Origin of the sequence: Pseudomonas sp. R45(2017) (assembly GCF_002112305.1) — a bacterium.
GTDB classification, from domain to species: domain Bacteria; phylum Pseudomonadota; class Gammaproteobacteria; order Pseudomonadales; family Pseudomonadaceae; genus Aquipseudomonas; species Aquipseudomonas paraglycinae.
In genome coordinates this window covers 335,541-359,107 of sequence record NZ_NEHH01000005.1, presented here as the reverse complement: position 1 = coordinate 359,107, position 23,567 = coordinate 335,541, and the positions used below count along the sequence as shown (strand labels likewise).

Genomic DNA, 23,567 nt, shown 5'->3' with positions numbered 1-23,567 from the left:
CCAAGAGAGAGCCCGTCATGTCCCAGTTGCCATCCTTGAGCCAGTTACGCGATCCCCATGCCTTTCTGCGCCGCCACCTCGGCCCCGATGCCGCCGAGCAGCAGGCGATGCTCGACAGCCTCGGCCTCGGCAGCCGGGTCGAACTGATCGAACAGACCGTGCCGCCGGGCATTCGCCTCAACCGCGAGCTGGACCTGCCGCCGGCGCTGGACGAACAGGCGGCGCTGGCAAAGCTGCGCGGTTATGCCGAGCAGAATCAGGTCTGGACCAGCCTGATCGGCATGGGCTACCACGGCACCCTGACCCCGACCGTCATCCTGCGCAACGTGCTGGAAAATCCCGGCTGGTACACCGCCTACACGCCTTACCAACCGGAAATCGCCCAAGGCCGGCTCGAAGCGTTGCTCAACTTTCAGCAACTCACCATCGACCTCACCGGTCTTGAACTGGCCAATGCTTCGCTGCTCGATGAAGCCACCGCTGCGGCGGAAGCCATGGCCCTGGCCAAGCGCGTGGCGAAGTCGAAAAGCAATTTGTTCTTCGTCGACGAAAACTGTCATCCACAAACCATTTCCGTGGTGCAGACCCGCGCCGAAGGCTTCGGCTTCGAGCTGATCGTCGACGCTGTGGACAACTTGAAGCAGCACCAGGTGTTCGGCGCACTGCTGCAATACCCCGACACCCACGGCGAAGTCCGCGACCTGCGGCCACTGATCGATCACCTGCACGCGCAGCAGGCGCTGGCCTGCGTGGCGGCCGATCTGCTCAGTCTGTTGCTGCTGACCCCGCCGGGCGAACTGGGTGCCGACGTGGTGTTCGGTTCATCCCAGCGCTTCGGCGTGCCGATGGGTTACGGCGGCCCGCACGCGGCGTTTTTCGCCAGTCGCGAGGAATACAAACGGGCGATACCGGGGCGGATCATCGGCGTGTCGAAAGATGCCCGCGGCAACGTCGCGCTGCGTATGGCCCTGCAAACCCGCGAACAGCACATTCGCCGGGAGAAGGCCAATTCGAACATCTGCACCGCCCAGGTGTTGCTGGCCAACATCGCCAGTTTCTATGCGGTCTATCACGGCCCGGAAGGTCTGAAACGAATCGCCCAGCGGGTGCACCGGCTGACCTGCATTCTCGCCGTCGGGCTCGAACGCCATGGCATCAAGCGCCTCAACCAACATTTCTTCGACACCCTCACGCTGGACGTGGGCGGCGCGCAAACCGCGATCATCGAAAGTGCCCAGTCCGCGCAGATCAACCTGCGCATCCTCGGTCGTGGCCAACTCGGTCTGAGCCTCGACGAGGCCTGTGATGAAAACACCGTGGCCAGACTGTTCGATGTGCTGCTGGGCGCCGATCACGGGTTGAGCGTCGATGAGCTCGACGCCGAGACGCTGGCTTCCGGCATTCCCGACACGCTGCAGCGCAGCACGCCTTACCTGCGTCACCCGGTGTTCAACGCCCACCACAGCGAAACCGAGATGCTGCGCTACCTCAAACAACTGGAGAGCAAGGATCTGGCGCTCAACCAGTCGATGATCCCGCTGGGCTCTTGCACCATGAAACTCAACGCCACCAGCGAAATGATCCCGATCACCTGGCCGCAATTCGCCAACCTGCACCCGTTCGTGCCCCGGGAGCAGGCCGTTGGTTACACGCTGATGATCGAGGAACTGGAGCGCTGGCTGTGCGCGATCACCGGGTTCGATGCGATCTGCATGCAGCCCAACTCCGGTGCCCAGGGCGAGTACGCGGGGCTGCTGGCGATCCGCAAATACCACGAGAGCCGCCAGCAGGGCGGGCGGGATATCTGCCTGATTCCTTCTTCGGCCCACGGCACCAACCCGGCCTCGGCGCAGATGGCCGGGATGCGCGTGGTGATCGTCGAGTGCGATGAGGCGGGCAACGTTGATCTGGAGGATTTGAAAGCCAAGGCGTCCGAGGCCGGGGCCAAGCTGTCGTGCCTGATGGCGACCTACCCGTCGACCCACGGCGTGTACGAGGAAGGCATCAGCGAAATCTGCGAAGTTATCCACAAGCACGGCGGCCAGGTGTACATGGACGGCGCCAACCTCAATGCCCAGGTCGGGCTGGCGCGGCCGGCGGACATCGGCGCCGACGTGTCGCACATGAACCTGCACAAGACCTTCTGCATTCCCCACGGCGGAGGCGGGCCGGGCATGGGGCCGATTGGCGTGCGTGCGCACCTGGCGCCGTTCGTTGCCAATCATCCAGTGATTCCGATCGACGGGCCGCAACCGCAGAACGGAGCGGTCAGCGCCGCGCCATGGGGCAGTGCGAGCATTCTGCCGATCAGCTGGATGTACATCGCGATGGTGGGGCCACGACTGGCGGATGCCAGCGAGGTGGCGATCCTCGCGGCGAATTACCTGGCGCAGCATCTGTCAGGTGCTTTCCCCATTCTGTACACCGGTCGCAACGAGCGGGTCGCCCACGAATGCATTCTGGATCTGCGGCCGCTGAAAGCGCAGACCGGCATCAGCGAAGAAGACGTCGCCAAGCGCCTGATGGATTACGGCTTCCACGCGCCGACCATGTCGTTCCCGGTGCCGGGCACCTTGATGGTCGAGCCGACCGAGAGCGAGTCCAAGGCCGAACTGGATCGTTTCATCGGCGCGATGTTGAGCATCCGCGCAGAAATCACCGAGGTGCAGAACGGCAACTGGCCGGCCGAGGACAACCCGCTCAAACGGGCGCCGCATACCCTGGCCGATATCACCGGCGTGTGGGAGCGGCCGTACAGCATCGAGCAGGGCATCACGCCGGATGCGCACACCAAAGCGCACAAATATTGGCCGGCGGTGAACCGGGTCGATAACGTCTACGGCGACCGCAACCTGTTCTGCGCCTGCGTGCCAGTGGACGATTACCGCTGAACAGCGGGCAAAAAAATGCCGCTCGTGTGAGCGGCATTTTTGTCTGTCCGGAAGGTTATTCCGACGCCACGGCGTTCTTCGCCAGAATCGCGTTCGCCAGTTCCATGTCCGTTGCCTGCAGGCCCGGGTTGTCGGCGCGGACTTTCTGCATCGCGGCTTCCAGGTACGGGCCACGGATACCGCCGTCGCTGGCGACGAAGCTGCCGGCATCGTCCTGGGCGGCAACGATCAGTTTGTGATCCTTGAAGGTCAGGTAGGTCGAGCCGGTGGTGGCACCGGACGAAATGACGTTACGCCAAAAGCTGTCGGCCATTGCCGAACCGACGGGCAGAGACAGCAGGGCAAGGGTGGCGACAGCAAGTTTGAGACGCATGTTGGGTGACTCCACTGGTGTTGAATAACCGGTTGGATCGCCGTTTCCCCGATCCGGTTCCGTGAGCGGCTATTTCTGCTCGCTCTGTGGCGTCACCCGCAGCACTTCCTCAAGGGTTGTCAGCCCCGCAGCAACTTTCTGCGCGCCGGACAATCGCAGGCTGCGCATGCCTTCCTTGAACGCCTGCCGACGGATCGCGGTGAGGTCGGTGTCGGGGCTGATCAAGGCCTTGAGGCTGTCGGTCAGTTGCATGATTTCGTAGACCCCGGCGCGCCCGTGATAACCGGTGTCGCGACACTCCAGGCAACCGATGGCCCGTTGCGCATTGCCCGGCAGCGGCGCCTGCCACGGCCGGGTCAGGGTTTGCCAGTCTTCTTCATCAAGAGTCAGCGGCGCCTTGCAGTGCGGGCACAGGGTTCGCACCAATCGTTGCGCCATGACGCCGAGCACGGTGGCCTTGATCAGGTAATGCGGCACGCCGAGTTCCAGCAGACGGCTGATGGCGCTCGGCGCATCGTTGGTGTGCAGGGTCGAGAGCACCAGGTGCCCGGTCAACGCCGCCTGGATCGCCATTTCGGCGGTCTCCAGGTCACGGATCTCGCCGATCATGATGATGTCCGGGTCCTGCCGCATCAGCGCGCGCACACCGGCGGCGAACGTCAGGTCGATGTTGTGCTGGACCTGCATCTGGTTGAAGGCCGGCTCGACCATCTCGATCGGGTCCTCGATGGTGCAGAGGTTGACCTCCGGAGTCGCCAGTTTTTTCAGTGTGGTGTACAGCGTGGTGGTCTTGCCGGAACCGGTCGGGCCGGTGACCAGGATGATGCCGTTGGGCTGACGGGTCATGTCCTGCCAGCGCCTCAGGTCGTCGGTGGAAAACCCCAGCTGATCGAAATCCTTGAGCAGCACTTCCGGGTCGAAGATCCGCATCACCATTTTTTCGCCGAACGCGGTGGGCAGGGTCGACAGGCGCAACTCGACTTCGCCGCCGTCCGGGGTCTTGGTCTTGACCCGGCCGTCCTGGGGTTTGCGCTTCTCGGCGACGTTCATCCGGCCAAGGCTTTTCAGGCGGCTGACAATGGCCATCGTCACCTGGGGTGGAAATTGATAGACGTTGTGCAGCACGCCGTCGATGCGAAAGCGAACGGTGCCTTGATCGCGCCGGGGTTCGATGTGGATGTCGCTGGCCCGCTGCTGGAAGGCGTACTGGAACAGCCAGTCGACGATGTTGACGATGTGCGCGTCGTTGGCGTCCGGTTCCTGATCGCTGGCGCCGAGGTTGAGCAGTTGTTCGAAGTTGCCGAGGTTGCCGCTCTGCGCATCGGCATTGCTGGCGCCGCTGACCGATTTGGCGAGGCGGAAGAATTCGACGCTGAAACGCTGGATGTCCGCCGGGTTGGCCACCACCCGTTTGATCGGCAGTTTCAGGACGTGAGTCAGATCGGCCTCCCAGCCGCTGACATAGGGCTGGGCGCTGGCCACGGTCACCGCGTCGCGGTCGACCGACACCGCGAGAATCTTGTGGCGCTGGGCAAAGGCATAGGACATCAGCGGCGTGATGGCCGCGACGTTGATCTTCAGCGGATCGATCCGCAGGTACGGCTGGCCGGCCTGCTGCGCCAGCCACAGGGTCAGGCTTTCCAGGTCGAGGTGTTTGCCCGGACGGCTGAGGTCGTCCAGTTGCTGGCTGGCGATGAATTCCAGGGGGTGCTTCTGGCCGTGGGCGGCATGCCGGCGCCGGGCATTCAGCGCCTGCTCGGCCGAGTCCTGGCAGATGAACCCTTGGGCGACCAGTTCACGCAGTACCTCATTGAGATCCAGCCAGCGGTCCTGAGTGGCGAGTTGAACGGACATGCGGGCTCCTTTTGAACGACATTGCGCAAAGGATAGTCGTGGCCCTGCCGACCGTTGGGCCACTACCCGACGAAGACGTTTCGGTTCTTGTCAGCCGGCCGCCTGCGCCGGTGCATCCCACGCCACGTCGGGGTTTTGCAGGTTCACCGAGCAGACGCTGATCAGGTTACGAAGTTTTTCCGCGATCACCTGGGCGCGGTGCCAGCTCAGGCCGCTCATGACGATGTCGATCGACAGCAGATCGTCCAGCCGCTGGACATTCACCTGTTCCGGGGTGAGGCACTGCAAGGCGAACAGGTTCAGGACCCGCACCAGCAAATCCGGCTCGGCCTCGGCCAGGATCTGATACTGCGCAAGGCAATGGGCGTTGCTGGCGTTCCACACATCGGCACGGGGCGCAGGGGTGTTGACGGCTTCGAGGTGTGGCATGGGAGGTCTCCGGAATCAGTGGAGGAATTTTTACATCCGATGCCGGGCATTTCTTGTCTAAGATGAGCTGATCAGGCGGTTGATTGGTGGAATCAATTCGCTATTGGCTTCTTTTGAGGATTATTTATGCACAGCGAGTTGGACAGCTACGACCGGCGCATTCTCGCCCTGCTGCAAGAGGACGCTTCCTTGTCCAGCGCACAGATCGCCGAGCAGGTGGGGCTGTCGCAATCGCCGTGCTGGCGACGGATTCAGCGGATGAAGGAGGAGGGGATCATTCGTGGCCAGGTGACTTTGCTCGATCGCAAGAAGATCGGTCTGAACACGCAGATCTTTGCCGAGATCAAACTCAACGCCCACGGCCGTTCGAACTTCACCGAATTCACCGAGGCGATTCGCGGTTTTCCCGAAGTTCTGGAGTGTTACGTGCTGATGGGAGCGGTGGATTTTCTGTTGCGGATTGTCGCGGCGGACATCGAGGCGTATGAGCGGTTCTTCTTCGAGAAGCTGTCGCTGGTGCCGGGGATTCAGGAAGTGAACTCGATTGTGGCGCTGTCGGAGATCAAGTCCACGACCAGTTTGCCGGTACTGCGCTGATCACGCGGGGGATGATCGTTCCCACGCTCCGCGTGGGAATGCCTCAATGGACGCTCTGCGTCCGCTTTGGGACGCGGAGCGTCCCGGGCTGCATTCCCACGCAGACGGTTCGACGCCTCGACGTGGGAACGATCTTTCGCCGGTGTTACATGCGCAGCAGCATTTTCCAGGCGCGATTCTGGTACACCGCAATCGCCTGATGCTTGCGCGCATCGAGCAGTTCGTCGGTAATGGTCGGCTCGTTGGCCAGTTGCGCCAGTTTGTTCAGCTCGCCGTACAGCCGATCCATTTCCGGGATGTCCAGCACGTTGCGCGCGTGGTGCAGCCAGACCTGTATGCGTTCAATGCGCGGCAGTTGCTCGGCCAGATCTTCCGGCTGCTGCTGATAACGCTGCAATTGCAGCGAAGTGGCTTCTTCGCCCAGCAGGCGCGGCAGCCAGCTTTGCAACTGCGCGGCACCCTGGCGATTGCCACGGGTGTTGCGGTCAGCCGTCCAGGTGCGGGCCAGCAACCAGCGCGAAGCGTTCAGCGAGAACAGGCCCCAGCGCGGGTCTTCCAGTTCTTCGAGGAACTGCTCCGGCGCGGCTTTGCGCACGTCCTCGTCTTCGATGCCGACCTGCACCAGCGGACGCCAGTCTTCCAGCAGCGCATCCAGCGCAACGCGCAAGTCGTGAGTCGAAGGACGCGGTGCGGCCTGGCCGAGGCTGCTCAGCAGGGCGCGCATTTCCGCGAGGTTCTCGACCCAGTCCTGCAGCAGGCGCCAGTGGCCGTTGAAGCGATACTGTTCGGCCAGACGCTGGCTGCTGCCGAGCAAGTGCCAGGCCAGGGCGGCGAAGGCGTCGTCCAGCGGGGTTTCAGCAGTGATGGCCGGCGCCGGCAGGCTCAGCGAGTAGCTGTTGGCGTCGTACAGACGATAGCCGCGCTCGGCCTTGCTGATGTCGCACGGCATCAGGGCCAGGGTTTCGGCCAGTTCGGCGGCCAGTTCCAGCAGCGCGGCAGGTTCGCCTTCGCGCAATTCCAGTTCCAGCTCGCAGATTTCTTCTTTCTGTTTGCCGACTACCACGTGGCCCAGATCCAGCGCGGCTTCGATGACCACTTTGGTCTTGCCACGGCCCCACGCGATTTCGGCGCGTTCGCGGACGAAATCGGTGGTGAAGATCGGCTTCAGGGTTTTCTTGTCCAGCTCGGCGAGGGACTCGGGCCAGCATTCGCCGTCGAGTTTCTTCACGTCGAGCTTGGCTTTGGGCAGGTTCCAGTCGTACTCGTTACGCTCGGACAGACCGGCGACGCTCTGGCCACGGGTCTTGAGGGTCTGAATCACCTCTTCGCCGTCCTTGCGCAGGCGCAGGGCAACCTTGGCCCGGGCCAGGTCACGCTCAGGCGTGTCGAAGTACTGATTCATCAACTCACGGCGTTCCCAGCCACTTTTGTTGCGTTTTTTCAGGAGAGGGTGCTCGCGCAGGGCGGCGAGGGTTTCGCGGCTGACGCGGAGTTTGATTTCGGTTTCTTTCTGCATGGCCGGAAAATCCAGGATCGGGAGCGCAGCCGGGGGAATGTGTGGCTGCCAAGGCCGTGCAGTGTACAGGACTGAACCTTCCTACGCTTTGCGGCGGTTTATTCTCGGCGCCGGATGGTTCTATGATGAACCTCAATCCGGGAGTTGGAGTCAGCGATGCCTTTGCCGTCCATGCAAGACCAGTTCGCTGCACTGATCGCCGCGCCGTCGGTCAGTTGCACTCAGCCGCGGCTCGATCAGTCCAACCGGGCGGTGATCGATCTGCTCGCGGGCTGGCTCGGCGACCTCGGTTTCAGCTGCGACATCCAGCAGGTCAGCTCCGGAAAATTCAACCTGCTCGCCAGTTTTGGCAGCGGCCCCGGCGGGCTGGTGCTGGCCGGGCACAGCGACACGGTGCCGTACGACGATGCGCTGTGGAAAACCGACCCGCTGAAACTCACCGAAGTCGACGGCCGCTGGGTCGGCCTCGGCAGCTGCGACATGAAGGGCTTTTTCGCCCTGATCATCGAAGCCGTGCAACCGCTGCTCGATCAGCCGTTCAAACAACCGCTGCTGATCCTCGCCACCTGCGATGAAGAAAGCTCGATGTCCGGTGCCCGTGCGCTGGCCGAAGCGGGGCGACCGCTGGGCCGGGCTGCGGTGATCGGCGAGCCGACCGGGCTCAAACCAATCCGCATGCACAAAGGCATCATGATGGAGCGCATCGATATCCTTGGGCAGAGCGGCCATTCGTCGGATCCGCGCCTGGGGCACAGCGCCCTCGAAGCGATGCACGATGCCATCGGCGAACTGCGCGGCCTGCGCCTGCTGTGGCAGCGCGAATTCAACAACCCGCAGTTCAGCGTGCCGCAGCCGACCATGAACTTCGGCTGCATCCACGGTGGCGACAACCCCAACCGCATCTGCGGTCAGTGTTCGCTGGAGTTCGACCTGCGGCCGTTGCCGGGAATGGACCCCAAGCTCTTGCGCAGCGAGATTCTGCGCAGGCTCAACCCGGTCGCCGAACGCCATCAGGTGAAAATCGATTACGCGCCGCTGTTTCCCGAAGTGCCGCCGTTCGAGCAGGCCGAAGACGCGGAACTGGTGCGAATTGCCGAAAAACTCACCGGCCATACGGCCGAAGCGGTAGCGTTCGGCACCGAAGCGCCTTATCTTCAGCGCCTTGGCTGCGAAACCATCGTACTTGGCCCCGGCGACATCGCCTGTGCGCACCAGCCGGGCGAGTACCTCGAATTGTCACGTTTGCAGCCTACCGTGCATCTATTGCGGCAGTTGATCGAACATTACTGTCTCAAAGCTGTATAAATTGCCCACACACCCACCCGTATTCATGAGGAGAGCGCGCGTGTCGCCAAGCCTGTTCCGACGATAACCATCAGCCCGCTGTGCGTTTTCCGTTCTGCCCTTTTTCCGGCTGCTATTTATTACAGGCCCAGGTTCATGCCCGAATACGTCAATTGGCTTCGCCACGCGTCTCCTTATATCAATGCTCACCGCGATTGCACCTTCGTTGTCATGCTCCCGGGCGACGGCGTGGAGCATCCGAATTTCGGCAACATCGTCCATGACATCGTGCTGCTGCACAGCCTCGGCGTGCGGCTGGTACTGGTTCATGGTTCCCGTCCGCAGATCGAAACCCGCCTTGCTGCACGCGGCCTGACCCCGCATTACCACCACGGCATGCGCATCACTGATGCCGCGACGCTGGAGTGCGTGATCGACGCGGTCGGCCAGTTGCGTATTGCCATCGAAGCGCGGCTGTCGATGGACATGGCTTCGTCGCCGATGCAGGGCTCGCGCCTGCGGGTGGCCAGCGGCAACCTTGTTACGGCGCGGCCGATCGGCGTGCTGGAAGGTGTCGACTATCACCACACCGGCGAAGTGCGCCGGGTCGACCGCAAAGGCATCAACCGCCTGCTCGATGAGCGCTCCATCGTGTTGCTGTCGCCGCTGGGTTATTCGCCGACCGGTGAAATCTTCAATCTGGCTTGCGAAGACGTCGCCACCCGCGCCGCCATCGATCTGGGTGCAGACAAGCTGCTGCTGTTCGGTGCCGACCTCGGTCTGATCGACGAAAACGGCAAACTGGTGCGCGAGCTGCGTCCGCAACAGGTACCGGCGCATTTGCAGCGTCTGGGCAGCAACTATCAGGCCGAACTGCTGGATGCCGCCGCCGAAGCCTGTCGTGGCGGCGTGGCGCGCAGCCATATCGTCAGTTATGCCGAGGACGGCGCGCTTCTGACCGAACTGTTCACCCGTGACGGTGGCGGTACGCTGGTGGCCCAGGAGCAATTCGAACTGGTGCGCGAGGCGGCGATCGAAGACGTCGGCGGTTTGCTCGATCTGATCAGCCCGCTGGAAGAGCAGGGCATTCTGGTGCGTCGCTCGCGCGAAGTGCTGGAACGCGAAATCGAGCAGTTCAGCGTGGTCGAGCGTGAAGGGATGATCATCGCCTGTGCGGCGCTGTATCAGATTGCCGATTCGGATGCCGGCGAGCTGGCGTGCCTGGCGGTGAATCCCGAGTATCGCCATGGCGGTCGCGGCGACGAATTGCTCGAGCGCATCGAGACCCGTGCCCGGGCGCAGGGCCTGAAGACTTTGTTCGTCCTCACCACCCGCACTGCCCACTGGTTCCGCGAGCGCGGTTTCGAGCCGAGCAGCGTTGAACGCCTGCCGGCGGCGCGGGCTTCTCTCTATAACTATCAGCGCAATTCGAAGATCTTCGAAAAGTCTCTGTGATATGCGATTGCCCCCACGGGATGCGTGGGGGCAATTTGTTTACTCCGCTACAAATTTCGCACTGACATACGGCGAGTAGTCAGGCAAAACGCTTTCGACCTTGCCCTGTTCCTTCAAAAATTTTGCCGTCTCACCAATTGCCTTCGCCGTGCCGCCGTCCAGCAGCGCCGTGGTCTGTTGCGCCTGGGCGTCCGGGAAGGCCGAACCCGCGAGCAATTCCGGTACGTCGGCAGCATTGGCACCGGTCAGTTTGGCGATTTTTTGTACAGGCACCGAGTCGGCTGTCCAGCTGTCTTTATGGGCGGCGTAATCCGCGAACGAGTCCAGAGTCACCTTGGCGAACTTGGCCACGACTTCAGGATGCTTCTCGGCAAAGTCCTTGCGCGCGACCCAGACTTCGAAGGTCGGCGCGCCCCACTGGCCGACCTGCGCGGCATCGGTCAGGGTCTTGCCGGTCTTGCGGATTTCACCCAGCGCCGGCGACCAGACAAAGGCACCGTCGATGTCGCCACGCCTCCAGGCTGCCGCGATTTCTGCGGGTTGCAGGTTCACCACTTTGACTTTCGAGGTGTCCAGGCCCCAGTGCTTGAGCGCACCGAGCAGGCTGTAGTGGGAGGTGGAAACGAACGGGGTGGCGATGGTCTTGCCGATCAGGTCTTCGGGCTTGTTGATACCGCTGCCGTTACGCACCACCAGTGCTTCGGCGGCATTGATCTGCGCCGAGACGATAAAGGCCACGATCGGCAGATTGCGCGAAGCAGCGGCCGCCAGCGGGCTGGAGCCGAGGTTGCCGATCTGCACATCGCCGGAGGCGATGGCTGTCACAACTTCCGGGCCGCTGTTGAACCGACGCCAGTCGATTTTCTCGCCGATGGCCTTCTCGTACACGCCGTCGGCCTGGGGGACTTTGCTCGGGTCAATACCGGTCTGGTAGCCGACGGTGAGGTTGGCGGCATGGGCTGAAAAAGAAATCAGCGCCGACACACAAACTGTAACAAATTGACTAGATAGTGCGCGTTTGGCCATCATGGCGTCGCCTTTTCGATAGGGTTTGACGAATCGGGGTTGCGTCAAAGCTAATCGATCTAAAAAAAGGCTAACAAATACCATTTAGTAATGAGCTTAGTCGCCGATACGCTGTATCCGGTAAGGATGGCAAATGGCTGGCCATATAGCTGAAAGGTATCAAAAAGAATTAATAAATTCTTTTTGGGTTTATCAGGAAGTCTTTACCCTGCAGGGACCAAATCACTGCGATTAGACCTTGGTCGTAGACATACAAGGTTACGATTGACTTGTCAGTCACGGTCTGGCGCTAATCGCGCATCTTAGGATCCAGGGGCATCAGACCCCGGACCAGGAACACAAGAATTAGAAACGAGAGGAGCGAAACATGAACAAGTCCACCTTGGCCCTGGCCGTGGCCGTAGGGGTTTTGGCGCAGCAGGCAGGCGCCGCCGGTTTCATCGAAGACAGCAAGGCCACCTTGGGGCTGCGTAACTTCTACATCAACACTGACAACCGTAGCGGCACTGCCGAACCAAGCCGCAACGAAGAGTGGGGCCAAGGCTTCGATCTGCGTTTCATCTCCGGCTACACCCAAGGCACCGTAGGCTTCGGTATCGACGCCATCGGCCTGCTGGGCGTACGTCTGGATTCGGGCGGCGGCACCAACGGCAACGTTGCTGCTAACGGTAATCCTGGCACCGCTTACGGCGGCACTGTTTTCCCAAGCGAATCCAATGGTCAAGCGGTTGATAACTTCTCCAGCCTGGGCCTGACTGCCAAAGCCAAGATTTCCCAGACTGAACTGAAGCTGGGTACCCTGCAGCCGAAGAACCCGGTCATCGTGACCAACGACGGTCGCCTGCTGCCACAAACCTGGCAGGGTGGCCAGATCACTTCCGGCGAAATCAAGGACCTGACCCTGGTCGGTGGTCAGATCGAGCACGCGAAGGGTCGTAACTCCAGCAACAATGAGCAGCTGTCTATCAACGGCGCGGCACCGCGTACCGTTAACAGCAACAAGTTCATTTACGCCGGTGGTGACTACAAGATCACCAAAGACCTGACTGCCCAGTACTACTACGGCAACCTGGAAGATTTCTACAAGCAACACTTCCTGGGTCTGGTCCACAACTGGGCAATCGGCCCGGGCGTATTGAAGTCTGACTTCCGTTACTTCAACAGCTCTGACGACGGCCGCAACGGCAACACGCCTGCTTACTTCAGCAGCGGTAACTACTCCGGTGTTGCCAGCGGTCGCGGTAAAGTCGACAACAACCTCTACAGCGGTCTGTTCCTGTACACCGTTGAAGGTCACACTTTCGGTGGCGGCTACCAGGTTTCCAACGGCAGCAGCGACTTCCCTTGGCTGAACCAGGGCGACGGTTCGTCGAACTACACCATCACCGACATGCAGATCCAGAAGTTCGGCCGTGCCGGCGAACGTACCTGGCAAGCTCGCTACTCGTATGACTTCGCCAAGGTTGGCGTACCGGGCCTGACCGCCGGTATGGTTTACCTGCGTGGCGATAACATCGACACCGTAACTTCCACCGGTCGTGAAAACGGCAACGGCGACACCGAGTGGGAACGCGACCTGACCATCGGTTACGTCGTGCCGGAAGGCCCGCTGAAAAACGTCGGCTTCATGTGGAAAAACGCTACCTGGCGTACCAACATCGCCGGTGTTCGCGACCAGGACGAAAACCGTCTGATCCTCAGCTACTCGATCCCGCTGCTGTAATAGCGCGCTCAGGTAACTGATGTAAAAAAGCCCCGTCCGGCATCGCGCCGGAAGGGGCTTTTGCGTTTTCGGGTCCGGCTCACCCCCGTAAGCCTTTCCCGATGTTCCCCTCTTTACAGCAACTCAAGGCCTTCTCGAACCTTGAGGGCGATGTTCGTCGCGATGCTGCGGGACGTCCAGTGAACAGATGTTTAATATTCTATAAAGATATAAATATTTAGTTATTTATTCTTTTTCAGAAGATCGAATCCCGAGCTACAGTTGAGGTCTCCAACCACTCATCAGGAGCCGCACCATGAGCCTCAGACTTGGCGATATCGCCCCCGATTTCGAACAGGATTCCAGCGCCGGCAAGATTCGTTTCCACGAATGGCTGGGCGATAGCTGGGGCGTGCTGTTTTCCCACCCGGCGGACTTTACCCCGGTCTGCACCACCGAGCTGGGCTTCACTGCCAAGCTCAAGGACGAGTTCAACAAGCGCGGCGTGAAAGCCATTGCCCTGTCGGTCGACCCGGTGGACTCGCACCACAAGTGGATCGAGGACATCAACGAAACCCAGAACACCATCGTCAACTTCCCGATCCTGGCCGATGCCGATCGCAGGGTGTCCGATCTGTACGATCTGATCCACCCGAACGCCAACGACACCCTGACCGTGCGTTCGCTGTTCGTGATCGATCCGAACAAGAAGATCCGCCTGACCATCACCTACCCGGCGAGCACCGGGCGCAACTTCCACGAGATCTTGCGGGTGATCGATTCGCTGCAGCTCACCGACAACTACAAGGTGGCCACCCCGGCCAACTGGCAGGACGGTGAAGAGGTGGTGATCGTGCCGTCGCTCAAGGACGAAGACGAAATCAAGCAGCGCTTTCCGAAGGGCTATCGCGCGGTGAAACCGTACCTGCGCCTCACACCACAGCCGAACAAGTGATCTGACCGGGCGCATCTCGTTGCAGATCGTTCCCACGCTCCGCGTGGGAATGCCGCCCGTGACGCTCTGCGTCACAGTGGCCGCGGAGCGTCCATGGATTCATTCCCACGCAGACGGTTCGACGCCTCGACGTGGGAACGATCATCAGTGTCGGAGAGCGATCAGTACGAACCACGATGCAGGGTTTCAGGCCGCTTTGACGGCCTGTTTTTTTGCCGCAAGAAAATGAAATGCATATCTCCATAAAGAATAACCAAATGAATAAATATGATTTATGGATATATGAATCAACTGGTAAGGTCACTGACATCGAAGCGAGATCGCAACCCGCGAATCGCCTGTAACGCGCAAGGAATCGTCTGAATGCTGGTCGTCTCACTCGGTGGCAGTCCCAGTCAACGTTCCCGCTCCGGGGTGTTGCTGGAGCGCTCGCAACGCTGGTTGCAGCAGCAAGGGGTGGAAGTGGTGAGTTATCAGGTGCGGGACTTCCCGGCCGAAGACCTGCTCCACGCCCGCTTCGACAGCCCGAAGGTGCTCGACCTGCTGCAACAGATTGAAAACGCCGATGGCCTGCTGATCGCCACGCCGGTGTACAAGGCGTCGTTTTCCGGCGCCCTGAAGACCGTGCTGGATCTGCTGCCCGAGCGTGCGCTGAACCACAAGATCGTTTTGCCGATGGCCACCGGCGGCAGCATCGCCCACATGCTGGTGGTCGATTACGCCCTCAAGCCTGTGCTGTCGGCGTTGAAGGCCCAGGAAATGCTGCAAGGAATTTTTGCCGAGGACAGCCAGATCGCCTACGGCGAAGGCAGTGCCCAGGCGCAGTTGGCGCCGGCGCTGGAGCAGCGGTTGCATGAAGCGCTGGACCAGTTTGTCAGCGCCATGGCCCGCCGGCCGAAGCCGCTGGAGCCGGGGCTGTTGAATGAACGTTTGTTGAGTGCTCGCTGGAGCATTTGAAGCTTCACCCGCATTTGAAGTACTCACCTTACTCAGCCGCCAACGGCCAAGCAGGTGCAGCCAAAACCCAACAGCAAAAAGGAGAGCGCTATGCGCACTGTATTTTTGCGTCGTGGTCTGGTCGCTCTGTTTGCTGCGGCTGTGTCCTTCGGCGCCATCACTCAAGCTCAAGCCGAAACCCTGCGTATCGGTTATCAGAAGTACGGCACACTGGTGCTGCTCAAAGCCAAAGGCACGCTGGAAAAACGCCTCGCCGCCCAAGGCGTCGACGTGCAATGGACTGAATTCCCCGGCGGCCCGCAACTGCTCGAAGGCCTGAACGTCGGCTCGATCGACTTCGGTGTCACCGGCGAAACCCCGCCGGTCTTCGCCCAGGCGGCCGGTGCGGATCTGCTCTACGTGGCCTACGAGCCGCCAGCGCCGAACAGCGAAGCGATCCTCGTGCCGAAAGATTCGCCGATCAAATCGGTGGCGGATCTCAAGGGCAAGAAAGTCGCCCTGAACAAAGGCTCCAACGTCCACTACCTGCTGGTGCGTGCGCTGGAAGACGCCGGCCTCAAGTACACCGACATTCAAACCGTATTCCTGCCGCCGGCCGATGCCCGCGCCGCGTTCGAACGTGGCAGCGTCGACGCCTGGGTCATCTGGGACCCGTACCAGGCCGCCGCCGAAAAACAGCTGCAAGCGCACACCCTGCGTGACGGCAAAGGCATCGTCGACAACCACCAGTTCTACCTGGCGACCAAACCCTACGCACAGAAAAATCCCGAGGTGATCAAGACCCTCGTGGAAGAAGTGCGCGCCGTAGGCGAATGGTCCAAGGCCAACCCGGAAGACGTGACCCAACAGGTGTCGCCGCTGCTCGGCCTGCCGGCAGACATCACCCTGACCTCGGTGAAACGCCAGGGCTACGGCGCGCTGTTCCTGACCCCGGAAGTGGTCGCCGCACAACAGAAAATCGCCGACACCTTCTACCAGCTCAAGTTGATTCCCAAGCCGTTGAGCATCAAGGACGTGATCTGGACCCCACCGGCCGCTGTGGCCCAAAGCTCGGTCACCCAAGCCCAGTAAATCGAATCCCCAAGGAGACCACTCCATGAGCCTCAACATCTTCTGGTTCCTGCCTACCCACGGCGACGGCCATTACCTTGGCACCGCCGAAGGCGCCCGCGCCGTCGACCACGGCTATCTGCAACAGGTCGCGCAAGCGGCGGATCGACTGGGTTTTGGCGGCGTGCTGATTCCCACCGGCCGCTCCTGCGAGGACTCGTGGCTGGTGGCGGCATCGCTGATCCCGGTGACCCAGCGTCTGAAATTCCTTGTCGCCCTGCGGCCCGGGATCATTTCCCCGACGGTGGCGGCGCGTCAGGCGGCAACGCTGGATCGTCTGTCCGGCGGTCGTGCGCTGTTCAACCTAGTGACCGGTGGCGATCCGGAAGAGTTGGCCGGCGACGGTCTGTTCCTCGATCACGAAGCGCGCTATCAGGCCTCGGTGGAATTCACCCGGATCTGGCGCCGGGTGCTGGAAGGCGAAACCGTGGATTACGACGGCGAGCACATCAGCGTCAAGGGCGCCAAATTGCTCTATCCGCCGATCCAGCAACCGCGTCCGCCGCTGTATTTCGGTGGTTCGTCGGAAGCGGCGCAGGATCTGGCCGCCGAGCAAGTGGAAATGGTTCTGACCTGGGGCGAGCCGCCCGCAGCCGTTGCCGAGAAGATCGAACAGGTGCGCGCCAAAGCCGCCAAGCTCGGCCGCACCGTGCGCTTCGGCATTCGTCTGCATGTGATCGTGCGGGAAACCAACGCCGAAGCCTGGCAAGCGGCGGATCGCCTGATTTCGCATCTGGACGACGACACCATCAAACGTGCCCAGGCTTCGCTGGCGCGGTTCGATTCGGTCGGCCAGCAACGCATGGCCGCGCTGCACGGTGGCAGCCGCGACAACCTCGAAGTCAGCCCGAACCTGTGGGCCGGCGTCGGTCTGGTGCGCGGCGGTGCCGGGACGGCGTTGGTCGGCGACGGCCCGACCGTAGCTGCACGGGTGAAGGAATACGCGGATCTGGGCATCGATACCTTCATCTTCTCCGGTTATCCACACCTCGAAGAATCGTATCGGGTGGCTGAACTGCTGTTCCCGCACCTCGACGTCGAGCGTCCGGAACTGCCGAAAAGCGCCGGTTACGTCAGCCCGTTCGGCGAGATGGTGGCCAACGACATTCTTCCCAAAGCCGCGTCCCAGAGCTGAGGCGCCGCCATGAAGAAATTTATCCACAGCCTCGCGCCCTGGGCGTTGCCGGTGTTGTTGCTGGCGGTGTGGCAGTTGTCGGTGTCGGCGGGTTGGTTGTCGACGCGGATTCTGCCGGCGCCGGTGGCGGTGATCGAAGCCGGCGTGAGCCTGGTGCGCAGCGGCGAAATCTGGACGCACCTGGCGATCAGCGGCTGGCGCGCCGCGCTGGGCTTCACCATCGGTGGCAGCATCGGTCTGGTGCTGGGCTTCATCACCGGCCTGTCGAAGTGGGGCGAACGCCTGCTCGACAGCTCGGTGCAGATGATCCGCAACGTGCCGCACCTGGCGCTGATTCCGCTGGTGATCCTGTGGTTCGGCATCGATGAGTCGGCGAAGATTTTCCTGGTGGCATTGGGCACGCTGTTCCCGATCTACCTCAACACCTATCACGGCATCCGCAACGTCGACCCGGCGTTGGTTGAGATGGCGCGTAGTTATGGCCTGTCCGGTTTCAGCCTGTTCTGGCAGGTGATTCTGCCGGGTGCGTTGCCTTCGATTCTGGTCGGCGTGCGTTTCGCTCTGGGCTTCATGTGGCTGACCCTGATCGTGGCGGAAACCATCTCTGCCAGCTCCGGCATCGGTTACCTGGCGATGAACGCCCGCGAGTTCCTGCAGACCGACGTGGTGGTGCTGGCGATTCTGCTGTACGCGGTGCTCGGCAAGCTGGCCGACCTCGCGGCCCGTGGCCTTGAGCGTGTGTGGCTGCGCTGGCATCCGGCGTATCAAGTGGCGAAAGGAGGTGCGGCATGACCGCTCAACAACCTCCACGCCTGCTGCGCGGGATTCCGCTGGCGGTGCGCAACCTGCAAAAGACCTTCGGCTCGCGGCAAGTGCTGCGTGACATCGATCTGCAGATTCCGGCGGGGCAATTCGTCGCGGTGGTCGGGCGCAGCGGATGCGGCAAAAGTACTTTGCTGCGCCTGCTCGCCGGTCTCGATCAACCCACCGGCGGCGATTTGCTGGCCGGGGCTGCACCGCTTAGCGATGCGCGGGATGACACCCGGTTGATGTTCCAGGAAGCACGGCTGCTGCCGTGGAAAAAGATCATCGACAACGTCGGTCTCGGCCTCAAGGGCGACTGGCGCCCGCAAGCTTTGCAGGCGCTGGATGCGGTCGGTCTGGCCGATCGCGCCAATGAATGGCCGGCGGCGCTGTCCGGCGGGCAGAAGCAGCGTGTGGCGCTGGCCCGGGCGCTGATCCATCAACCGCGTCTGTTGCTGCTCGACGAGCCGCTGGGCGCGCTGGATGCGCTGACCCGGATCGAGATGCAGCAACTGATCGAGCGTCTCTGGCAACAGCATGGTTTCACCGTGCTGCTGGTGACCCACGACGTCAGCGAAGCGGTGGCGATTGCCGACCGGGTGATTCTGATCGAGGACGGCGAAGTCGGCCTCGACCTGCAAGTGGAGCTGCCGCGCCCTCGGGTGCGTGGCTCCCATCGCCTGGCGGCGCTGGAAACCGAAGTGCTCAACCGTGTGTTGTCCCTGCCCGGCGAACCGCCGGCGCCGGAACCCGTTTCACCCTTGCCTACGCAACTGCGTTGGGCTCAATAACTCAAGCAAACGACAGGAATCAATGCCATGACTATCAAAGCCATCAACGTACGCAACCAGTTCAAAGGCGCGATCAAGGAGATCGTTCTCGGCGACGTGCTGTCGGAAATCGACGTGCAGACCGCTTCCGGCATCGTCACGTCGGTGATCACTACCCGTTCGGTCAAGGAGCTGGAACTGGAGGTCGGCAGCGAAGTGATCGCCTTCGTGAAATCCACCGAGGTGTCCATCGCCAAGTTGTAAGGGCGTGGGACAAAAACAACCCCGAAGGGTGTGAGCCCTTCGGGGTTTTTTGTGCCTGTCGCGTGCCGCGCTAGAGAACCCGCTTGGGCAGATAGGGCGGCAGATACAGCCCGATATAGGCATCGAACACCCGCATGCCTTCCTCGGCCATGCGCGGTGTGATCTGTCCATGCTGCTGCACCGAGCGGGCGTAGACGCGGTCGCCCAGCTCCATGGCCAGCGCGAACACGTCCACATCGTCCGGCAGGCGCGGCAGCTCGAAGTGATGATCGAACAACTTGTGCATCAGGTCGCCGAGTTCGAGGTCGTGCTGGCGGTCGGCCTGGGTGACTTCGGTGAGGCCGTGCTGCGCGAGGATCAGCTGGCGGGCGGCGGCATCCTCGCCGTAGATCTCCAGCATCCGCTCCTCGACCAGTCGCGACAGGTCACGCCAGTCGCGCAGGGCATCGTGATCGATCGGCGCTTGCAGGCAGGCACGGAAGGCCGCGTGCACATCGGCGGTCAGCGCTTCGAGCAGCGCCGGGACGCTGGCGAAGAAGTGGTAGACCGAGGAGGGCGGAATCTGCGCGCGCTCGGCCACGCTGTAGATCGACAGGCTCGCCACGCCCTCGGCGGCCAGCAGCGTGCGCGCGGCGTCGAGTATCGAATCGATCCGTGCCTGACTGCGGGCACGGGGTTTGCGGACGGGGGCGGGACGCGTCATGAAAGTCTCCTGCGGGGCAGCGGGCATTGTACGAGCCGGCTCTTGCGTTGTCTTGTCGGCCGCCATCGCTGGCAAGCCAGCTCCCACAGGTATCTGTGTCGAACACAAGATTTGAGTACACAACAGAACCCTGTGGGAGCTGGCTTGCCAGCGATCCGCCGCAGGCGGCCATAAAAAAACGCTGCGGGCTGATGAAGCCGGCAGCGCTTTTTATTCCTGCAATCCGCTTAAACGGTGTGCAGGTACCAGTTGTACTCGAGGTCGGAGATGGAGTGTTCGAACTCCTCCAGCTCGCTCTCTTTACAGGCGACGAAGATATCGATGTATTTCGGATCGATGTACTTGGCCATCACCTCGCTGTCGTCCAGCTCGCGCAGGGCATCGCGCAAGTTGTTCGGCAGGCTCTGCTCGTTCTGCTCGTAGCTGTTGCCTTCGGTGGGAGGCGGCGGCTCGATCTTGTTGGTCAGGCCGTGATGCACGCCCGCCAGCACCGAAGCCATCAGCAGGTACGGGTTGGCGTCGGCGCCGGCCACGCGGTGTTCCAGGCGGACTGCGTCGGCGGAGCCGGTCGGTACGCGCAGGGCCACGGTGCGGTTGTCCAGACCCCAGCTCGGCGAGTTCGGCACGTAAAACTGTGCGCCGAAACGGCGGTAGGAGTTGACGTTCGGGCAGAGGAAAGCCATCTGCGCGGGCAGGGTCTCGAGCACACCGCCGATCGCGTGACGCAGCGCGGCGTTCTGCTCGGGATCCTCGCTGGCAAAAATGTTTTTGCCTTCTTTGTCGAGAACCGAAATGTGGACGTGCAGACCGTTGCCTGCCTGGCCCGGGTACGGCTTGGCCATGAAAGTGGTGTCCATTTCATGGTCGTAGGCGATGTTCTTGATCAGACGCTTGAGCAGGACCGCGTAGTCGCATGCCTTGATCGGGTCGGCGACGTGGTGCAGGTTCACTTCGAACTGCGCCGGGGCACTTTCCTTGACGATGGCGTCGGCCGGGATGCCTTGCTCTTTGGCGCCTTCCAGAATGTCCTGGAGGCAGTCGACGTATTCGTCGAGGTCGTCGATCAGGTAGACCTGGGTCGAATGCGGGCGTTTGCCGGAGATCGGCGAGCGTGGCGGCTGAGGGCGGCCGTTCACGTTTTCCTGGTCGATCAGGTAGAACTCGAGTTCGAATGCGGCGCAGATGGTCAAGCCCAGCTCGTCAAACTTTGCAACAACTTGACGGAGCACTTCGCGCGGGTCGGCGAAGAAAGGGTCACCTTCGAGTTCGTGCATGGTCATCAACAGTTGCGCGGTCGGGCGCTTCTGCCATGGCTCGTTGCACAGGGTATCGGGGATTGGATAGCAGATACGGTCGGCGTCGCCGATGTCCAGGCCCAGGCCGGTGCTTTCCACCGTCGAACCATTGATATCCAGAGCAAATAGAGAGGCCGGCAGGTTGATGCCTTTCTCGTAAACCTTGTGGAGGCTGGTGCGTTCGATGCGCTTGCCGCGCACCACACCATTCATATCCGCAATCAGAAGGTCAACGTACAGAACCTCAGGATGTTCCTTAAGGAACGCGTTCGCTTCGTTAAGCTGAACGGCACGCGGGGGTACCGACATGATGCAACACCTTTGTTGTTAAAAATATCAATCATTGATCTTTTCTGGTTTCAGTCAACCCGAACGGCCTGCCGAAGTCAAGCGAGGCCTTTTCTGCCCTGAAAAAGCGCCACGAGGGCATTTATGGGGCACTTTGGGGCATTTTTTTATCCGTGAAGGACGCGCCACCCGCAGGCTTGAGCAGGCCGTGTTGTATTTTTTACGGGGGTGTTGTGTAAAAAAATGAACAAGGCTAAGCTCGGATCAAACCCATAACAGCAATAATACCGGGGTGCTTCATGTCTCGCCTGCCGTTAATCGGCGTCACCGACTGCTCTTTGCAGTCCGGTCTGCATGCTTATCACATCAGTGGCGACACGTCCGTCCGCAGCGCGGCCAGCAAGGCCTGCAACGTGCCAGCGATCTCCCAGCCCATGGCAGATCGAGCGGCAGCGTCCGATATTCTGGACGTGTGCGAGGGCATCCTCTTTAGCGGTTCTCCTTTCAATATAGATCTCTTTCCTGCTCCCGGCCTGCACCGCGTCCGTCGCCGTGCCCGTGATTCTGCACGCCCGGGATGTGCACAGGAAATGCAACGCCAGCGTAAAGGGCAGGTAAGCTCCTCCTTCATTGTCTATGCGCGGTGCCGGGCGTAAGCCGGCACTGCGCGCAAGCAAGGCCCTTTAACGCGACGCCTGGTGCGTCAAACATTGCCTGACATCTGTCAGGAGACTCAGCCCAGAGGCATTTATGAGTAACAACCTCGACCAGCTCACCGATTGGTTGAAAGACCACAAGATCACAGAAGTCGAATGCATGATCGGCGACTTGACCGGTATCACCCGGGGCAAGATCTCGCCGACCAACAAGTTCATCGCCGAAAAAGGCATGCGCCTGCCAGAAAGCGTTCTGTTGCAGACCGTGACCGGCGACTACGTCGAAGACGACATCTATTACGAACTGCTCGACCCGGCCGACATCGACATGATCTGCCGCCCCGACCAGAACGCCGTGTACCTGGTGCCATGGGCCATAGAGCCGACCGCCCAGGTGATCCACGACACCTACGACAAGCAAGGCAACCCGATCGAGCTGTCGCCGCGCAACGTCCTCAAGAAAGTCCTGAAACTCTATGCCGACAAGGGCTGGCAGCCGATCGTTGCGCCGGAAATGGAGTTCTACCTGACCAAGCGCAGCGACGACCCTGACTATCCGTTGCAGCCGCCGGTCGGCCGTTCCGGGCGTCCGGAGATCGGTCGTCAGTCGTTCTCCATCGAAGCGGCGAACGAATTCGATCCGCTGTTCGAAGACGTCTACGACTGGTGCGAATTGCAGGAACTGGACCTCGACACGCTGATCCACGAGGACGGCACGGCGCAGATGGAAATCAACTTCCGTCACGGCGATGCCCTGTCCCTGGCCGACCAGATTCTGGTGTTCAAGCGCACCATGCGCGAGGCCGCCCTCAAGCACAACGTGGCCGCGACCTTCATGGCCAAGCCGATGACCGGCGAGCCGGGCAGTGCGATGCACCTGCACCAGAGCATCATCGACATCGAGACTGGCAAGAACGTGTTCTCCAATGACGACGGGACCATGAGCCAGCTGTTCCTGCACCACATCGGTGGCCTGCAGAAACTCATCCCCGAGCTGTTGCCGCTGTTCGCACCGAACGTCAACTCGTTCCGCCGCTTCCTGCCGGACACCTCGGCGCCGGTGAACGTTGAGTGGGGCGAAGAAAACCGCACCGTGGGCCTGCGCGTCCCGGATGCCGGCCCGCAGAACCGCCGGGTGGAAAACCGCCTGCCGGGCGCCGACGCCAACCCGTACCTGGCGATTGCCGCGAGCCTGCTCTGCGGCTACATCGGCATGGTCGAAGGGATCAACCCGAGCGCACCGGTTGTGGGCCGTGGCTACGAGCGCCGCAACCTGCGCCTGCCGCTGACCATCGAGGACGCCCTGGAGCGCATGGAAAACAGCGCGACCATCGAGAAATACCTGGGCAAGACCTTCATCACCGGCTACGTCGCGGTCAAGCGGGCCGAGCATGAAAACTTCAAGCGCGTGATCAGTTCCTGGGAGCGTGAGTACCTGCTCTTCGCCGTCTGATACGCCGGGCGCGGTGGCCAGCCGCCGCGCCTTCACCGATAACAAGGAGA

21 protein-coding genes are annotated in these 23,567 nt (G+C 61.5%); 14 read left to right on the top strand and 7 right to left on the bottom strand.

Going from position 1 to position 23,567, the window contains the following annotated elements; genetic code table 11:
- The first annotated feature begins 17 nt into the window (after positions 1–17).
- Positions 18–2,891: an aminomethyl-transferring glycine dehydrogenase gene (gcvP, locus tag CAF74_RS14170; RefSeq protein ID WP_085746741.1), complete on the top strand. Its 2,874-nt coding sequence runs from the start codon at positions 18–20 to the stop codon at positions 2,889–2,891.
- A 55-nt stretch (positions 2,892–2,946) separates the two neighbouring features.
- Here gcvP and CAF74_RS14165 read toward each other — a convergent pair whose 3' ends face one another.
- From CAF74_RS14165 to CAF74_RS14155, 3 genes are all read right to left on the bottom strand, one after another.
- Positions 2,947–3,264, bottom strand: a complete 318-nt coding sequence (locus CAF74_RS14165; protein WP_007951791.1) for a DUF2388 domain-containing protein — start codon at positions 3,262–3,264, stop codon at positions 2,947–2,949.
- Positions 3,265–3,333: 69 nt separating this feature from the next.
- Positions 3,334–5,118, bottom strand: a complete 1,785-nt coding sequence (locus tag CAF74_RS14160) for a GspE/PulE family protein (protein WP_085746740.1) — start codon at positions 5,116–5,118, stop codon at positions 3,334–3,336.
- Positions 5,119–5,208: 90 nt separating this feature from the next.
- Entirely contained in the window at positions 5,209–5,547 is a 339-nt protein-coding gene (locus CAF74_RS14155) for a hypothetical protein (RefSeq protein ID WP_085746739.1), read from the bottom strand.
- Between the two features lie 126 nt (positions 5,548–5,673).
- On the opposite strand from CAF74_RS14155, the gene CAF74_RS14150 reads away from it, so the two are divergent.
- The gene (locus tag CAF74_RS14150) at positions 5,674–6,144 is read left to right on the top strand and encodes an Lrp/AsnC family transcriptional regulator (protein ID WP_007951785.1); all 471 of its coding nucleotides are present in this window, start codon (positions 5,674–5,676) and stop codon (positions 6,142–6,144) included.
- 145 nt (positions 6,145–6,289) lie between these two features.
- Here CAF74_RS14150 and CAF74_RS14145 read toward each other — a convergent pair whose 3' ends face one another.
- On the bottom strand, positions 6,290–7,660 hold the full coding sequence (locus CAF74_RS14145; protein WP_085746738.1) for an inorganic triphosphatase: 1,371 nt from the start codon (positions 7,658–7,660) through the stop codon (positions 6,290–6,292).
- A 156-nt stretch (positions 7,661–7,816) separates the two neighbouring features.
- Between CAF74_RS14145 and argE the strand changes: the two genes are divergently transcribed.
- Positions 7,817–8,965, top strand: a complete 1,149-nt coding sequence (gene argE, locus CAF74_RS14140) for an acetylornithine deacetylase (protein ID WP_085746737.1) — start codon at positions 7,817–7,819, stop codon at positions 8,963–8,965.
- 135 nt (positions 8,966–9,100) lie between these two features.
- Entirely contained in the window at positions 9,101–10,399 is a 1,299-nt protein-coding gene (gene argA / locus CAF74_RS14135; protein ID WP_007951778.1) for an amino-acid N-acetyltransferase, read from the top strand.
- Positions 10,400–10,438: 39 nt separating this feature from the next.
- Here argA and tauA read toward each other — a convergent pair whose 3' ends face one another.
- Positions 10,439–11,428 carry a taurine ABC transporter substrate-binding protein gene (tauA, locus tag CAF74_RS14130; RefSeq protein ID WP_085746736.1) on the bottom strand — a complete coding sequence of 330 codons (990 nt, stop codon included), beginning with the start codon at positions 11,426–11,428 and terminating at the stop codon, positions 10,439–10,441.
- Positions 11,429–11,792: 364 nt separating this feature from the next.
- Here tauA and CAF74_RS14125 point away from each other — a divergent pair, with 364 nt between their 5' ends.
- The 8 genes from CAF74_RS14125 (at position 11,793) to CAF74_RS14090 (ending at position 19,122) form a co-directional block, all read left to right on the top strand.
- Positions 11,793–13,148 carry an OprD family porin gene (locus tag CAF74_RS14125; protein ID WP_085746735.1) on the top strand — a complete coding sequence of 452 codons (1,356 nt, stop codon included), beginning with the start codon at positions 11,793–11,795 and terminating at the stop codon, positions 13,146–13,148.
- Positions 13,149–13,443: 295 nt separating this feature from the next.
- A complete protein-coding gene (locus CAF74_RS14120; RefSeq protein WP_085746734.1) occupies positions 13,444–14,082 on the top strand; it encodes a peroxiredoxin in 639 nt (212 codons plus the stop codon).
- Between the two features lie 363 nt (positions 14,083–14,445).
- Positions 14,446–15,039 carry an NADPH-dependent FMN reductase gene (ssuE, locus tag CAF74_RS14115; protein ID WP_011336454.1) on the top strand — a complete coding sequence of 198 codons (594 nt, stop codon included), beginning with the start codon at positions 14,446–14,448 and terminating at the stop codon, positions 15,037–15,039.
- Between the two features lie 90 nt (positions 15,040–15,129).
- On the top strand, positions 15,130–16,110 hold the full coding sequence (locus CAF74_RS14110) for a sulfonate ABC transporter substrate-binding protein (protein ID WP_007953529.1): 981 nt from the start codon (positions 15,130–15,132) through the stop codon (positions 16,108–16,110).
- Positions 16,111–16,135: 25 nt separating this feature from the next.
- Positions 16,136–17,284 (top strand): FMNH2-dependent alkanesulfonate monooxygenase, encoded by a 1,149-nt coding sequence (gene ssuD / locus CAF74_RS14105; RefSeq protein WP_011336452.1) that lies wholly within the window; start codon positions 16,136–16,138, stop codon positions 17,282–17,284.
- A 9-nt stretch (positions 17,285–17,293) separates the two neighbouring features.
- Positions 17,294–18,076, top strand: coding sequence for an aliphatic sulfonate ABC transporter permease SsuC (gene ssuC / locus CAF74_RS14100; protein WP_011336451.1), 783 nt, complete (start codon positions 17,294–17,296; stop codon positions 18,074–18,076).
- Complete coding sequence (gene ssuB / locus CAF74_RS14095) at positions 18,073–18,879, top strand: aliphatic sulfonates ABC transporter ATP-binding protein (RefSeq protein WP_085746733.1); 807 nt, start codon at positions 18,073–18,075, stop codon at positions 18,877–18,879. Before ssuC ends, ssuB begins: the two co-directional genes overlap by 4 nt.
- A gap of 27 nt (positions 18,880–18,906) precedes the next feature.
- A complete protein-coding gene (locus CAF74_RS14090) occupies positions 18,907–19,122 on the top strand; it encodes a molybdopterin-binding protein (RefSeq protein ID WP_007953520.1) in 216 nt (71 codons plus the stop codon).
- Between the two features lie 70 nt (positions 19,123–19,192).
- On the opposite strand, the gene CAF74_RS14085 is transcribed toward CAF74_RS14090, so the two are convergent.
- Positions 19,193–19,825 (bottom strand): TetR/AcrR family transcriptional regulator, encoded by a 633-nt coding sequence (locus CAF74_RS14085; RefSeq protein ID WP_085746732.1) that lies wholly within the window; start codon positions 19,823–19,825, stop codon positions 19,193–19,195.
- Between the two features lie 227 nt (positions 19,826–20,052).
- Positions 20,053–21,429 carry a glutamine synthetase family protein gene (locus CAF74_RS14080; protein ID WP_039765386.1) on the bottom strand — a complete coding sequence of 459 codons (1,377 nt, stop codon included), beginning with the start codon at positions 21,427–21,429 and terminating at the stop codon, positions 20,053–20,055.
- A 278-nt stretch (positions 21,430–21,707) separates the two neighbouring features.
- Between CAF74_RS14080 and CAF74_RS28995 the strand changes: the two genes are divergently transcribed.
- Entirely contained in the window at positions 21,708–22,064 is a 357-nt protein-coding gene (locus tag CAF74_RS28995) for a gamma-glutamyl-gamma-aminobutyrate hydrolase family protein (RefSeq protein WP_139832904.1), read from the top strand.
- 94 nt (positions 22,065–22,158) lie between these two features.
- On the top strand, positions 22,159–23,517 hold the full coding sequence (locus CAF74_RS14075; protein WP_011336448.1) for a glutamine synthetase family protein: 1,359 nt from the start codon (positions 22,159–22,161) through the stop codon (positions 23,515–23,517).
- Positions 23,518–23,567 lie beyond the last annotated feature (50 nt).

Bases quoted from the DNA above. Each gene is read 5' to 3' on its own strand.
- gcvP (WP_085746741.1), top strand. From the start codon at position 18: ATGTCCCAGTTGCCATCCTTGAGCCAGTTACGCGATCCCCATGCCTTT.
- CAF74_RS14155 (WP_085746739.1), bottom strand. From the start codon at position 5,547: ATGCCACACCTCGAAGCCGTCAACACCCCTGCGCCCCGTGCCGATGTG.
- ssuE (WP_011336454.1), top strand. From the start codon at position 14,446: ATGCTGGTCGTCTCACTCGGTGGCAGTCCCAGTCAACGTTCCCGCTCC.
- ssuB (WP_085746733.1), top strand. From the start codon at position 18,073: ATGACCGCTCAACAACCTCCACGCCTGCTGCGCGGGATTCCGCTGGCG.
- argA (WP_007951778.1), top strand. From the start codon at position 9,101: ATGCCCGAATACGTCAATTGGCTTCGCCACGCGTCTCCTTATATCAAT.
- CAF74_RS14090 (WP_007953520.1), top strand. From the start codon at position 18,907: ATGACTATCAAAGCCATCAACGTACGCAACCAGTTCAAAGGCGCGATC.
- CAF74_RS14125 (WP_085746735.1), top strand. From the start codon at position 11,793: ATGAACAAGTCCACCTTGGCCCTGGCCGTGGCCGTAGGGGTTTTGGCG.
- CAF74_RS14075 (WP_011336448.1), top strand. From the start codon at position 22,159: ATGAGTAACAACCTCGACCAGCTCACCGATTGGTTGAAAGACCACAAG.
- CAF74_RS14085 (WP_085746732.1), bottom strand. From the start codon at position 19,825: ATGACGCGTCCCGCCCCCGTCCGCAAACCCCGTGCCCGCAGTCAGGCA.
- CAF74_RS14110 (WP_007953529.1), top strand. From the start codon at position 15,130: ATGCGCACTGTATTTTTGCGTCGTGGTCTGGTCGCTCTGTTTGCTGCG.
- CAF74_RS14160 (WP_085746740.1), bottom strand. From the start codon at position 5,118: ATGTCCGTTCAACTCGCCACTCAGGACCGCTGGCTGGATCTCAATGAG.
- argE (WP_085746737.1), top strand. From the start codon at position 7,817: ATGCCTTTGCCGTCCATGCAAGACCAGTTCGCTGCACTGATCGCCGCG.
- CAF74_RS14145 (WP_085746738.1), bottom strand. From the start codon at position 7,660: ATGCAGAAAGAAACCGAAATCAAACTCCGCGTCAGCCGCGAAACCCTC.
- tauA (WP_085746736.1), bottom strand. From the start codon at position 11,428: ATGATGGCCAAACGCGCACTATCTAGTCAATTTGTTACAGTTTGTGTG.
- CAF74_RS14165 (WP_007951791.1), bottom strand. From the start codon at position 3,264: ATGCGTCTCAAACTTGCTGTCGCCACCCTTGCCCTGCTGTCTCTGCCC.
- CAF74_RS14150 (WP_007951785.1), top strand. From the start codon at position 5,674: ATGCACAGCGAGTTGGACAGCTACGACCGGCGCATTCTCGCCCTGCTG.
- ssuC (WP_011336451.1), top strand. From the start codon at position 17,294: ATGAAGAAATTTATCCACAGCCTCGCGCCCTGGGCGTTGCCGGTGTTG.
- CAF74_RS14080 (WP_039765386.1), bottom strand. From the start codon at position 21,429: ATGTCGGTACCCCCGCGTGCCGTTCAGCTTAACGAAGCGAACGCGTTC.
- ssuD (WP_011336452.1), top strand. From the start codon at position 16,136: ATGAGCCTCAACATCTTCTGGTTCCTGCCTACCCACGGCGACGGCCAT.
- CAF74_RS14120 (WP_085746734.1), top strand. From the start codon at position 13,444: ATGAGCCTCAGACTTGGCGATATCGCCCCCGATTTCGAACAGGATTCC.
- CAF74_RS28995 (WP_139832904.1), top strand. From the start codon at position 21,708: ATGTCTCGCCTGCCGTTAATCGGCGTCACCGACTGCTCTTTGCAGTCC.